Consider the following 12,352-nt stretch of genomic DNA (forward strand, 5'->3'; position numbering starts at 1 on the left):
GGGCGGTTTTCATGGCCGCCCTTTTCTTTTGTTAGCGTTAACAGTATTCATTGGGCCCAGAGATGAGTTTTGGGGATTTACTGCAGCGCAGAAACCCCTAGGCTGCCGTAAAGTTAACACCCTACTCACGATGGAGACTGTCCCTATGCCCGACTTCAAAAAGGTCCTGATCGCCAACCGCGGCGAGATCGCTATTCGAATTATGCGCGCGGCCAACGAGCTAGGGAAACGAACCGTGGCGATCTACGCCGAAGAGGACAAACTGTCCTTGCACCGCTTTAAGGCGGACGAAGCCTATAAAATCGGCGAAGGCATGGGACCGGTCGCGGCGTATCTGTCGATCTCCGAAATCATCCGTGTGGCCAAGGCGTGCGGCGCAGATGCGATCCATCCGGGCTACGGGCTTTTGTCCGAAAACCCCGACTTTGTGGACGCCTGTACGGATGCGGGCATCACCTTTATCGGGCCGAAAGCCAAAACCATGCGCGAGTTGGGCGACAAGGCCTCGGCACGCAAGGTCGCGATGGAGGCGGGCGTGCCCGTCATTCCCGCCACCGAAGTGCTTGGCGATGATTTCGACGCCATCCGCAAAGAGGCCGAAGAGGTCGGGTTCCCGTTGATGCTCAAAGCCTCTTGGGGCGGTGGCGGACGCGGCATGCGTCCGGTGTTCAACGCCGAAGAGTTGGAAGAAAAGGTCAAGGAAGGCCGCCGCGAAGCCGAAGCCGCATTTGGCAATGGCGAGGGCTATCTTGAAAAAATGATCGTGCGGGCGCGTCACGTCGAGGTTCAAATTCTCGGCGACAGCCAAGGCAACATCTATCACTTGTACGAACGCGATTGCTCGGTGCAGCGCCGCAACCAGAAAGTGGTCGAACGCGCCCCCGCCCCCTATCTGTCTGAAACCCAACGCGAAGAGATTTGCGCCCTTGGCAAACGCATCTGCGAGCACGTCAACTACGAGTGCGCCGGCACGGTCGAGTTCTTGATGGATATGGATGACGGCAAGTTCTACTTCATCGAAGTGAACCCGCGCGTCCAAGTGGAACACACCATCACCGAGGAAGTTACGGGCATCGACATCGTACGCGCCCAGATCCTGATCGCAGAAGGCAAATCGCTCACCGCCGCCACGGGCGTTGCCTCGCAATATGACGTGAAACTCGACGGCCACGCGATCCAGTGCCGCGTGACGACCGAAGACCCCACCAACAATTTCATCCCCGACTATGGCCGCATCACCACCTATCGCTCGGCCACGGGCATGGGCATCCGCCTTGACGGCGGCACCGCTTATTCGGGCGCTGTGATCACGCGCTATTACGACAGCTTGCTGACCAAAGTGACCGCATGGGCGCGCACGCCAGAGGCCGCGATTGCCCGTATGGACCGTGCGCTGCGCGAGTTTCGTATTCGCGGCGTATCGACCAACATCGCCTTTGTAGAAAACCTGCTCAAACACCCGACCTTCCTCAACAATGAATACACCACCAAATTCATCGACGAGACGCCCGCGTTGTTTGATTTCAAACCACGCCGCGACCGTGCGACCAAAATCCTGACCTATCTCGCGGACATCTCCGTGAACGGCCACCCCGAAACGGTCGGGCGCAGCCAACCCGCCGCCGAAGCCCGCAAGCCCATCGCGCCCAAGGCCCACAATGCCGTGCCGCCCGCAGGCACACGTCAGCTGTTGGAGGCCAAAGGTCCACAGGCCGTGGCCGACTGGATGTTGGCGCAAAAACAACTGCTGATCACCGACACCACGATGCGTGACGGCCACCAGTCGCTTTTGGCCACGCGGATGCGCTCGATCGATATGATCAACGCCGCCCCCGCCTATGCCGCTAACCTGTCGCAACTGTTCTCTGTGGAATGTTGGGGCGGCGCGACATTCGATGTCGCCTATCGCTTCTTGCAGGAATGTCCGTGGCAGCGTCTGCGCGACATTCGCGAAAAGATGCCAAACATCATGACGCAAATGTTGCTGCGCGCCTCCAACGGTGTCGGCTACACCAACTACCCCGACAACGTGGTCCAGTCGTTCGTGGCACAGGCCGCCGATACCGGCGTCGATGTGTTCCGCGTGTTCGACAGCCTCAACTGGGTCGAGAACATGCGCGTGGCGATGGATGCCGTGCTTGAAAGCGGTAAGGTCTGTGAGGGCACGATTTGCTACACGGGCGACCTACTTGACCCGACCCGCCCGAAATATGACCTCAAATACTATGTCAAAATGGGTCAGGATCTCAAAGCCGCCGGTGCGCATATCCTTGGCCTCAAAGATATGGCGGGTCTGTTGAAACCGACCCAAGCCGCGATGCTGATCAAGGCGCTCAAGGACGAGGTCGGCCTGCCGATCCACTTCCACACCCACGACACTTCCGGCATTGCGGGCGCGACCATCCTTGCCGCCGCTGACGCAGGCGTGGACGCCGTAGACGTTGCTATGGACGCCTTTTCGGGCGGCACATCACAGCCGTGTCTTGGCTCCATCGTGGAGGCCACGCGGTTCTCCGAGCGCAACACGGGTCTGGATATTGCCGCGATCCGCGAAATGTCCAACTACTGGGAAGCCGTGCGCCACCAGTATTCCGCGTTTGAATCCGGCCTTGAGGCCCCCGCGTCCGAGGTCTATCTGCACGAAATGCCCGGTGGCCAGTTCACCAACCTCAAGGCACAGGCGCGTTCACTTGGCCTAGAGGAACGGTGGCATGAGGTGGCACAGGCCTACGCCGATGCCAACCAAGTGTTCGGTGACATCGTCAAAGTGACACCCTCCTCCAAAGTGGTGGGCGACATGGCGTTGATGATGGTCAGCCAAGGGTTGACCCGCGCCGATGTGGAAAACCCCAAGACCGAAGTGTCGTTTCCCGACAGCGTGATTGACATGATGCGCGGCAACCTTGGCCAACCTCCCGGTGGTTTCCCCGCCGCCATCGTGCAAAAAGTGCTCAAGGGCGAAAAGCCCAACGTCGAGCGCCCGGGCAAGCATCTCCCGCCTGTGGACCTTGAGGCGACCCGTGCCGAGCTATGCGCCAAATTCGAGTGCGACGAGATCGATAACGAGGATCTTAACGGCTACCTGATGTACCCGAAAGTCTACACCGACTACCGTGCGCGCCACGAAACCTACGGCCCTGTGCGCACCCTACCGACACAAAACTTCTTTTACGGTATGGAACCCGGTGAGGAGATTTCCGTCTCCATCGCCGAGGGTGTGACGCTCGAAATCCGCTGTCAGGCGATGTCTGAGGCCAACGAGGAGGGCGAGGTCAAAGTGTTCTTTGAACTCAACGGCCAACCGCGCACCGTGCGCGTGGCGGACCGCTCCGTGGCCGCGACCAAAGTCGCCCGTCCCAAAGCCGCGCTTGGCAATGCCGCCCATGTCGGCGCGCCGATGCCCGGCGTTGTGGCAACGATTGCGGTCACCGTGGGCCAAGAGGTCAAACAGGGCGATGTGCTGTTGACCATCGAGGCGATGAAAATGGAAACCTCGATCACCGCTGAGGCCGATGGCACCGTCAAGACGCTGCATGTCGGACCGGGGGACCAGATCGACGCAAAAGATTTGTTGGTCGAGTTCGAATAGGACGCACCGTATCTGTCTTAAAAGGGCGCCGCACATCGCGGCGCCCTTTTTGCATCTCATTTTGAGCAGCACACTCTAAACTGAGCCGTTCAGTTTTGGATGGACAAGCCCGCGTTGCCCCCCCACAGTCGGCACAACGTTGGCGCCAACAGGAATATCACATGCTTCATATCACCGCCATTTACGCGGGCCTCATCGGTCTGTTTTACACCTATGTCTCGCTGCACGTCTCCTTGGGGCGGGGCGCGAGCAAAATCTCTATGGGAGACGGCGGGCAAACCGACCTTAACCTACGCATCCGCGCTCATGCCAATTTCAACGAGTACGCGCCACTTACGTTGATCCTGCTCGCTCTTGCAGAGAACCAAGGGGCGCCCACCCTTGTGCTTCATGGTGCGGGCCTCACACTTTTGGCAACACGCGGCGCGAACTTTTACGGGCTGACATCCGCAAACGGGTACAAAGTCCGCTATTGGGGAGCACTTGCGACCTACGTCTTGCTCCTCATATTGTCGCTGGCGGTCCTCGGACACGCGGTGATGTAGGGGCAAGGAAAAAAAACCGCGCTCGCGCCAACTTTCCCCTTGCGGCCAGCGGCGTGACGTCCTAAATCCGCCCTACCCAAGGAAGCGGGCGTAGCTCAGGGGTAGAGCATAACCTTGCCAAGGTTAGGGTCGGGCGTTCGAATCGCCTCGCCCGCTCCAATTTTCCTCCAGTCTCCGGATTGGTTGATGTGCGAAACCTAAGCATGTCGTTCAAAGGAAACGTTCTAGACACCGACGTAACAGGTGACACGCCGAGCGGGCGTAGCTCAGGGGTAGAGCATAACCTTGCCAAGGTTAGGGTCGGGCGTTCGAATCGCCTCGCCCGCTCCATTTCTCTCAGAGTAGATTGAAACGCGACACATCTTCGGATGGTGTTTGCGTCTGTCTGATCGCTGTATTGCACGCGGGCGGCGGACTTCGAAAAACGGGCTTACGCCGCGCCAAGCGAGATGCGCGCATCCTCATCGACGCAGCTTTCCGCAAACATCACCAAATCTTCGACGGGGGAGCCGCGCCCAATCACGACCTTGAGGCGCGACAAACGCGAAAACAGCTCTTGTTGAAACGCAGGGACAAAGTTGGAGACAAGCATCGCGGCACAGTTCGGCTGATGGAACTCGGCCAAAAGCGCCACACCCAACCCGCTGCCTTCGCCAACAAGGATGTCAAAGATTAACAGATCAAAGCACTCGTTGCGCAGCATTTGCATTGCATCTTCGGCAATACAACAGACGGAAACCGAATGCCCCCGAGCGCCCAGCGCGCGAGCCCACTGTGCAGATGTTTCACTCTCACTGTTCAAAATCAAAATACGCATGACGCACCTTTTGGGTAGGAATTGCTGCATAAGATCATGCAGTGTCGACTTTAGTTTCTTCAACTTTTGTGAATTAAGTATTAACGCCGGTTAAACACACTCGCCTATGTGCGAAAACGAGCCCATATCTGCCGTGCGGCACATGACAGGCGTCTCACTCAGCCCCATAACGGACGTGCCCCGCGCGCCACAGGGCTGCGTCAACCCGACCGGCAGCGGCTTGGCAAACCTGCAAAGACACGCGTATAACCGCCCCAAACCAAAGAGGATTAGCCGCATGCGCACCGCATCCATCACCCGTACCACTGCGGAAACGGAGATCACCGTTGATATCAATCTCGACGGCACAGGCATTTACGACAACCAGACGGGCGTGGGGTTCTTCGACCACATGCTCGATCAGTTGTCGCGCCACTCCTTGATCGACATGACCGTGCGCGCCAAAGGCGACTATCACATCGACGACCACCACACGGTCGAGGACACCGGCATCGCACTGGGTCAGGCGCTTGTCGCGGCACTTGGCGATAAAAAAGGCATCTGCCGTTACGGTCACTTTGCCTTGGCGATGGACGACACACAGGTCTCATCCGCGCTCGATTTGTCCGCGCGCCCGTTTTTGGTGTGGAATGTCGATTTTCCATCGGCCAAAATCGGAACATTCGACACGGAATTGGTCCGTGAATTCTTTCAAGCGCTATCGACCCATGGCGGTATCACACTGCATATCGACCGCGTGCATGGCCTCAACAGCCACCACATCGCCGAAGCAGCGTTCAAATCGGTTGCCCGCGCGTTACGCATGGCGGTCGAGACAGATCCACGCATGGCGCACGCCCTGCCCTCGACCAAGGGCAAGCTATAGCCTCTGATCCGGCCACAGATCACAAAAGAGGCGCACCTGCGGGATGCGCCTCACGCCACTTGCCAATAGAAAGCGCCCCCTATGCTCACGGCCCTTGTAGATTACGACAGCGGAAACTTGCACTCGGCGCATAAGGCGTTCGAGCGCATGGCGAATGAGCGGGGTGCGGGTACAATTGTGGTGACGTCCGAGGCCGATGTTGTAGCCAAGGCAGACCGTATTGTTCTGCCCGGTGATGGCGCGTTTCCCGCGTGCAAAGCACATCTATTTGACCGCTCAGGCCTGTTTGAAGCCATTGAAGAGGCCGTGACGGTCAAGGCGCGCCCCTTTATGGGGATTTGTATCGGCATGCAGATGATGGCGACACGCGGCCATGAATACACCCAAACCGCAGGGTTCGACTGGATTAGCGGCGATGTGGTTAAAATCGCGCCCTCAGACGCAACGCTCAAGGTGCCGCACATGGGCTGGAACGACCTGATGATCGATCACCCACATGCTGTTTTAGACGGTGTGGAGACAGGCGATCACGCCTATTTCGTGCATTCCTACCACTTCAAAGTGGCCAAAGACACCGAGCGACTGGCGCATGTTGATTACGCGGGCGATATCACCGCTATCGTCGGGCGTGACACTATGATCGGATTTCAATTTCATCCCGAGAAAAGCCAGCGGGCAGGATTGCGCATCATCTCCAACTTCCTCGGTTGGGCACCGTAGTATTTAGATATTTAGACCAAGAAAAAGGGGCCATAAGACCCCCTTTTGTTTTGCGTTTTGTTGTGGTGTTTATTGAATACGTGCCCATGTTTGCGACGAACATAGCATGCCGCCGGCCACACAGCCCTTGAGCTTGATCCGGTCGCCTGACTGGTCCAATTTGCCGATGTAAATCTTATCGTTGGACGGACGCCACACTTTGCCCTCGAACTTGCCGTCGCCTTTGGGGGCCATATCGCGGACAATCTGCTTGCCCTTATTGGGTGAATTATACTCGCCGTCCGAATTGAACGTGCGTGAAATGGTGCCGCAAAAGTTCGACCCACACGGGGCGATTGTGACATAGGCATAGGCGCCATCGTCAACTTGCGTTTGCCACGTGCCCTCGACCGCGTCAGCCGCAACTGTCGGCGCCGCAAGTCCAAGTGCCATAACGGCGGATGCTAGTAGTGTTTTCATCAATAGTTCTCCCTTTAATCCCTATGCCTATCCTGTGAGGGCATCGGGTGGCGTGGCAACAATAACGTTGGGGCACATCTAAGCGCCAATAGATGAGCACACGATTAATATGCGCGCCAAAGGCGCACCCTGTCTTTGCAATTGGTGGCCAATCATGGCAAAGGATGCACAACCCTATCTACAAGGAAACCACCTGATGATCCTCTACCCTGCAATCGACCTCAAAGATGGCAACGCCGTGCGGCTCTATAAGGGCGAAATGGATCAAGCAACGGTGTTCAATGACAACCCCGCAGCCCAAGCGATGGAGTTCGTCAATGCGGGGTGTGAGTGGCTGCACCTTGTCGATTTGAACGGCGCATTTGCGGGCGAGCCGGTGAATGCCGCCCCCGTCGAAGAGATATTGAAACAGTGCAAAGTGCCCGCACAACTCGGCGGCGGCATCCGTGACATGGCCACTATTGAACGCTGGCTCGACAAAGGATTGCAACGCGTGATCCTTGGCACCGTAGCCGTTGAAAACCCCGATCTGGTGCGCGAGGCCGCGCGGGCCTTTCCAGGTCATGTGGCCGTGGGCATTGATGCGCGCAAAGGCATGGTGGCGACCAAAGGCTGGGCAGAGGAAACCAACGTGACCGCCACCGATCTGGCGAAATCATTCGAGGACGCAGGCGTGGCCGCTATCATCTACACCGACATTAACCGCGATGGCGCGATGCAAGGCCCCAACGTCGAAGAGACCGCCGCCCTCGCCCGCGCCGTATCCATCCCCGTGATAGCATCGGGTGGCGTGTCGTCGATTGCCGACCTGCAAGCCCTCAAATCATGCGGCGCATCGCTCGACGGTGCCATCTCGGGCCGTGCGCTCTATGACGGCGCGATCGATCTGGCCGAGGCGCTTAAGGTGCTGAAAGGCTGAGTACGGCTCCTTATTTTAAAAATCAGAACGCCACGCCCCTCGCAGCGTGGCGTTTTTGCGTGTATGAGTAGCGTATTCCGTAGTTAAAGAGTTCAACATGTCAAAAACGTACAAAATGACCCATCCTGATGCTTCACACCTGTGGCCACTGGTCCGACAGGGCGATTTCATTGACGGCTACGCCACCACGTCAGACCTTTCGCCACAAGAGGCCCTCGACATCGGGCTAGCCATGCCCAAATGGGCCGATGCATTGCTTCGGTTGCGCAATATCATCGTGCGCCCGCTTGGCCTCAAAACGGGGACTGCGGCGGACGGGCGCGATGCCATTTTCCCTATTCACTATACAAGCGAAACCGAGATCATCATCGGCACCGACGACACCCACCTGAACTTTCGCATTAGCGTCATGCGCCAGAATGATCACATCCACATGGCCACATGGGTTCACCGCAACAACTGGATCGGGCGGGTCTATCTCATCCTCGTCATGCCCTTTCATATCGCCATCGTGCGCAACGCGATGCGCCAGATTGCCAAGGCCTCCACGATTGCATCACACCCACAGGCACAGTAAAGACGTGGGGAAATCGCGCGACAGGACAGTCCCATGCTCAAAACCCGTATCATCCCCTGTCTCGACGTGGCCGATGGCCGCGTGGTCAAAGGTGTCAACTTTGTCGATTTGATCGACGCGGGCGACCCCGTGGAAAGTGCGCGGGCCTATGATTTGGCGGGCGCGGACGAGTTGTGTTTTCTCGACATTCACGCCACCCATGAAAACCGTGGCACCATGTATGATCTGGCCACGCGCACGGCCGAGCAATGTTTCATGCCCCTCACAATCGGCGGCGGCGTGCGCACCACCGAGGACGTGCGCAATCTGTTGCTCGCGGGCGCGGATAAAGTCTCGTTCAACTCGGCGGCGGTGGCCGATCCCGATGTGATTGCGCGCGCCGCTGACCGGTTCGGGTCGCAATGCATCGTCTGTGCGATTGATGCAAAAACCACCGAATGGGATGCAGATGGCGCGCCGACCAAATGGACCATCTTCACCCACGGCGGACGCAAAGCGGCACTTGATGCGGATGGCACGCCAATTGATGCAGTGGAATTTGCCAAACTGATAGAGGCCAAAGGTGCGGGTGAAATCTTACTCACCTCAATGGACCGTGACGGCACGCGGGCGGGGTTCAACCTCGCTATGACGCGCACCATCGCGGACGCGGTGAAAATCCCCGTAATCGCGAGCGGCGGGGTCGGCACCCTTGATCATCTCGTTGAGGGTGTCACCAAAGGCCACGCAAGCGCCGTTCTGGCCGCGTCGATCTTTCACTTTGGCGACTACACCATTCAGGAGGCCAAGGAATATATGGCGTCCCAAGGCATCCCCATGCGGCTCAATTGAGCGCCCCATCCAAGGAACGCGATATGTCCGACATTCTCAAAGACCTCGCCGCCACGATCCAGTCGCGCAAAGGGGCCGACCCCGATAGCTCATGGACCGCGAAACTGCTGTCCAAGGGACCGGAAAAATGTGCGGAGAAGTTTGGCGAAGAGGCCATTGAGGCCATCATCGCCGCCGCCAAAGACGACCGCGAGAACCTGACCTACGAGGCGGCGGACGTACTCTACCACCTGCTCGTCATGCTCGCCGCCCGCAATGTGGCGCTTGAGGACGTTCTGGATGAACTCGCACGGCGCCAAGGCGTGTCAGGGATTGAGGAAAAGGCGGGGCGGTAGGTATTCTGGTTGGTAGGAATGACTGTTATGCGGGACGAAGTGAACGTTCGATGCGGCTGTGCCAAAGTACGCTTCAGGCAGAAAGTTTTGCCAAAGATGACCTAAAATGAAGACTTGAAAAGTTACTCGCCGATGATGTCTGCAAGGTTTCTCAGGTTGCAGTTGCCCGAACAAAAACTTGGATCGGAAGTTAAGCTTGCAATATTTTCATGATCCTTACCTCCGCTTCCGCCTAACGGAGTGAATGTCCAAGTAGCGGCTGGAATAAGGTGAGAGACCATTAGGAAATATTTTCGGTCAGCCTCGCCTATTGAGTGGCCGCACACAATTACCTCATCAACACGACGATCAAGCTCAAGTCTGGAAGCGAAATCAGAAACACCCTTGAATAGTTCGTCCTGACGCTTCCTGAAGTGATGGTTGTAGCTTTCAAATCCGGGGTAAAGCTCGCTAATTTCATCTATGTCTCCGGGTTTACCTACACGTCGAACAAACTCGGTGCTATGGCCAAGAACGACATCACCAGCTTCGGCTTCGCCGTGAACATGGTGGACATGCTGTAACTGACATATATCCTCTAAAACCCTTGTATAATTGAACGTTATAAACGCTGCAGCTTGGTGCCGTCGGCCAAATTCTTCATATGCCTCCATGCGTTCGTTTGAAGTGTCGAAAATGTCTATGCTCAATGCCCATTTTCGGACAAGCCAAGGCAACTCGTGGATTACCGGATTTACCATGTCGTCGAAATGATCCGCTGCATATGCCCAAAAATCATCGCTGGGCGGGGGGTAAACCTCTTGCCGATCAAAGCTATACGAAGCCTGGTCGATTATGAAGCTTTCATCAAAATTGGCCATCCTTGTTTCTAAATAGTTCCATTCCGTCAGGTCGCTTACGTCGCCATTCTTGGCAATCAATCCATGCACGCCACTTAGAGTGGAGAAGACATCTTGTTCATCTGATTGTAAATGCGCTCCAAAATCGGCCAGCCTTGTTGGCAGCCCAAAGTTCAGATCAAAACCATTTCCCACTATAAATAACTTCAACGGTGGAGACCTCTTTTTTTGGCGGGTTAAGTTTGTGATGAGATGATTAGGCCCAGTAGGAGTTGCTATGTGAGATTTTCTTCATGCTCTCCTAGCGGTGGCATACTGTCAAATCTACTTTTGAATAGCTGCCGTTAGAGTTTAAGACAGCATTTTTCAGAAAGGGCTCAAACCGGACCTTCGCCACACATCCCTACCCCCACAGCCCCCACGCCCAACCGTGGGATCTCGATCGCGGGGCAGCGGTCCATGACCACGTTTGCGCCTTGGGCCACGGCCAGAGCGGCGGCTTTTTCGTTGATGACGCCGATTTGCATCCAGACGGCTTTGAGGCCGCGCAGATGGGCGAGCGCGTCCTCGACCACGCCCAAAACCTCCTCGGAGCGGCGAAAGATATCCACCATATCCACAGGCTCGTCGATATCGGCAAGTGTCGCCACACAGGTCTGACCAAATAGCTCCTTGCCCGCTTGCCCCGGATTGACGGGGATCACCTTGTACCCGCGCGCGGCGAGGTAGTGCCCGACCTCGTTCGAGGGGCGTTTGGGATGCGCGGAGGCCCCCACAAGGGCGATCACGCGGGTCTCGGTCAGGATGGTGGCGATTTGCGCATCGCTGGGCTGATGAAGAATGCTCATACAGTATAGATAGGGCCGCATTCACAAGAAAAAAGCCCGAGCACAAGGCTCGGGCAAAAGTTTTGGAACGAGGGACAGTGAGACCTCCGCGCAGGTTCCGACTGCGCGGCTCGTGATTAGACATAGGGTCTCACACCGCGGACAAAAGCCCCTCTCGCGGTTTTGTGATATCGTCGTTAACGGAGCGTGACACCAACCTAGCGTTTGGACGCGGCATAAAGCGCGATTGCGGTGGCGTTGGACACATTGAGCGAACCAAAGCCACGCGCGAACGGAATTTTAACCAGCTTGTCTACGGTCTCTTTGGTCTTTTCGCGCAACCCCGGCCCCTCGGCCCCCATCACAAGTGCGACAGCGCGCCCTGACGCGTCCGCAAGAGCCTCATCAAGGTCGGTCTCTGCCTCACCGTCCAGACCCAACACCACAAATCCCATTTCTTGGAGTTGCAAAATCGTGTCCGACAGGTTGCGCACGCGCAAATATGGCTGACGCTCAAGCGCGCCGGAGGCGGTCTTGGCCAATGCCCCCGTTTCGGGCGCGGAATTGCGGGCGGTGGCGATCACGGCCTCGGCGCCAAACACTTCGGCAGAGCGCAGCACCGCGCCCACGTTATGCGGGTCGGTCACGCGGTCGAGCAACACCACTGTCGGCTGTCCCTCACCCGAGCCTAGGCACACTTCGGTGAGCGAGCCCCACGTGAGCGGCTTGACCTCAAGTGCGACACCTTGGTGAACAGACTGCGCATCAATCGGCACGTCAAATTTACGCGGGTCGGTCATTTCAGGCTCAATACCCGCGAATGCCACGTCCTCTTCGAGCTTGTTGAACGCGTTGAGCGTCACCACAAGTCGCAGTTTTTCACGCGCAGGATTACGCAACGCATCGCGCACCGCATGCAGGCCAAACAGCCACACTGTCTCATTCGCGGCCTTGCGCTTGCCCTGTTCCTTTTCGACGACCCACTTTGGCTTTTTCATATCTCTTCTTTCGCTTTTGCCCCGCGCATGA

The 12,352-nt window shown here is 57.2% G+C and carries 13 protein-coding genes and 2 tRNA genes; 10 read left to right on the forward strand and 5 right to left on the reverse strand.

Going from position 1 to position 12,352, the window contains the following annotated elements:
• The first annotated feature begins 145 nt into the window (after positions 1–145).
• From IMCC12053_RS04060 to IMCC12053_RS04075, 4 genes are all read left to right on the forward strand, one after another.
• Positions 146–3,589: a pyruvate carboxylase gene (locus IMCC12053_RS04060; protein ID WP_062215999.1), complete on the forward strand. Its 3,444-nt coding sequence runs from the start codon at positions 146–148 to the stop codon at positions 3,587–3,589.
• Positions 3,590–3,750: 161 nt separating this feature from the next.
• Entirely contained in the window at positions 3,751–4,134 is a 384-nt protein-coding gene (locus tag IMCC12053_RS04065) for an MAPEG family protein (protein ID WP_062216001.1), read from the forward strand.
• Positions 4,135–4,218: 84 nt separating this feature from the next.
• A tRNA-Gly gene (locus IMCC12053_RS04070) sits at positions 4,219–4,293 on the forward strand.
• A gap of 96 nt (positions 4,294–4,389) precedes the next feature.
• Positions 4,390–4,464 (forward strand) — tRNA-Gly (locus IMCC12053_RS04075).
• Positions 4,465–4,564: 100 nt separating this feature from the next.
• On the opposite strand, the gene IMCC12053_RS04080 is transcribed toward IMCC12053_RS04075, so the two are convergent.
• Positions 4,565–4,951 carry a response regulator gene (locus IMCC12053_RS04080; protein WP_062216003.1) on the reverse strand — a complete coding sequence of 129 codons (387 nt, stop codon included), beginning with the start codon at positions 4,949–4,951 and terminating at the stop codon, positions 4,565–4,567.
• Between the two features lie 277 nt (positions 4,952–5,228).
• Here IMCC12053_RS04080 and hisB point away from each other — a divergent pair, with 277 nt between their 5' ends.
• Positions 5,229–5,816 (forward strand): imidazoleglycerol-phosphate dehydratase HisB, encoded by a 588-nt coding sequence (gene hisB, locus IMCC12053_RS04085; protein ID WP_062216004.1) that lies wholly within the window; start codon positions 5,229–5,231, stop codon positions 5,814–5,816.
• An 81-nt stretch (positions 5,817–5,897) separates the two neighbouring features.
• Positions 5,898–6,536 carry an imidazole glycerol phosphate synthase subunit HisH gene (hisH, locus tag IMCC12053_RS04090; protein WP_062216006.1) on the forward strand — a complete coding sequence of 213 codons (639 nt, stop codon included), beginning with the start codon at positions 5,898–5,900 and terminating at the stop codon, positions 6,534–6,536.
• 69 nt (positions 6,537–6,605) lie between these two features.
• Here hisH and IMCC12053_RS04095 read toward each other — a convergent pair whose 3' ends face one another.
• Positions 6,606–6,995, reverse strand: a complete 390-nt coding sequence (locus tag IMCC12053_RS04095) for a DUF2147 domain-containing protein (RefSeq protein ID WP_062216008.1) — start codon at positions 6,993–6,995, stop codon at positions 6,606–6,608.
• Positions 6,996–7,191: 196 nt separating this feature from the next.
• On the opposite strand from IMCC12053_RS04095, the gene hisA reads away from it, so the two are divergent.
• From hisA to IMCC12053_RS04115, 4 genes are all read left to right on the forward strand, one after another.
• Entirely contained in the window at positions 7,192–7,914 is a 723-nt protein-coding gene (gene hisA, locus IMCC12053_RS04100; RefSeq protein ID WP_062220833.1) for a 1-(5-phosphoribosyl)-5-[(5-phosphoribosylamino)methylideneamino]imidazole-4-carboxamide isomerase, read from the forward strand.
• A 97-nt stretch (positions 7,915–8,011) separates the two neighbouring features.
• Positions 8,012–8,491, forward strand: a complete 480-nt coding sequence (locus IMCC12053_RS04105) for a DUF2867 domain-containing protein (RefSeq protein WP_062216010.1) — start codon at positions 8,012–8,014, stop codon at positions 8,489–8,491.
• A 33-nt stretch (positions 8,492–8,524) separates the two neighbouring features.
• Positions 8,525–9,322 (forward strand): imidazole glycerol phosphate synthase subunit HisF, encoded by a 798-nt coding sequence (gene hisF / locus IMCC12053_RS04110; protein WP_062216012.1) that lies wholly within the window; start codon positions 8,525–8,527, stop codon positions 9,320–9,322.
• Positions 9,323–9,345: 23 nt separating this feature from the next.
• Positions 9,346–9,657 carry a phosphoribosyl-ATP diphosphatase gene (locus tag IMCC12053_RS04115; protein ID WP_062216014.1) on the forward strand — a complete coding sequence of 104 codons (312 nt, stop codon included), beginning with the start codon at positions 9,346–9,348 and terminating at the stop codon, positions 9,655–9,657.
• A 122-nt stretch (positions 9,658–9,779) separates the two neighbouring features.
• Here the strand turns inward: IMCC12053_RS04115 and IMCC12053_RS04120 are convergent, their stop codons facing one another.
• The 3 genes from IMCC12053_RS04120 to rlmB form a co-directional block, all read right to left on the reverse strand.
• Positions 9,780–10,706 carry an AbiH family protein gene (locus IMCC12053_RS04120; protein WP_062216016.1) on the reverse strand — a complete coding sequence of 309 codons (927 nt, stop codon included), beginning with the start codon at positions 10,704–10,706 and terminating at the stop codon, positions 9,780–9,782.
• 167 nt (positions 10,707–10,873) lie between these two features.
• On the reverse strand, positions 10,874–11,344 hold the full coding sequence (locus IMCC12053_RS04125; protein WP_062216018.1) for a CoA-binding protein: 471 nt from the start codon (positions 11,342–11,344) through the stop codon (positions 10,874–10,876).
• 197 nt (positions 11,345–11,541) lie between these two features.
• The gene (rlmB, locus tag IMCC12053_RS04130; protein WP_062216020.1) at positions 11,542–12,321 is read right to left on the reverse strand and encodes a 23S rRNA (guanosine(2251)-2'-O)-methyltransferase RlmB; all 780 of its coding nucleotides are present in this window, start codon (positions 12,319–12,321) and stop codon (positions 11,542–11,544) included.
• Positions 12,322–12,352: the final 31 nt, after the last annotated feature.

Origin of the sequence: Celeribacter marinus (assembly GCF_001308265.1) — a bacterium.
Lineage (GTDB): Bacteria > Pseudomonadota > Alphaproteobacteria > Rhodobacterales > Rhodobacteraceae > Celeribacter > Celeribacter marinus.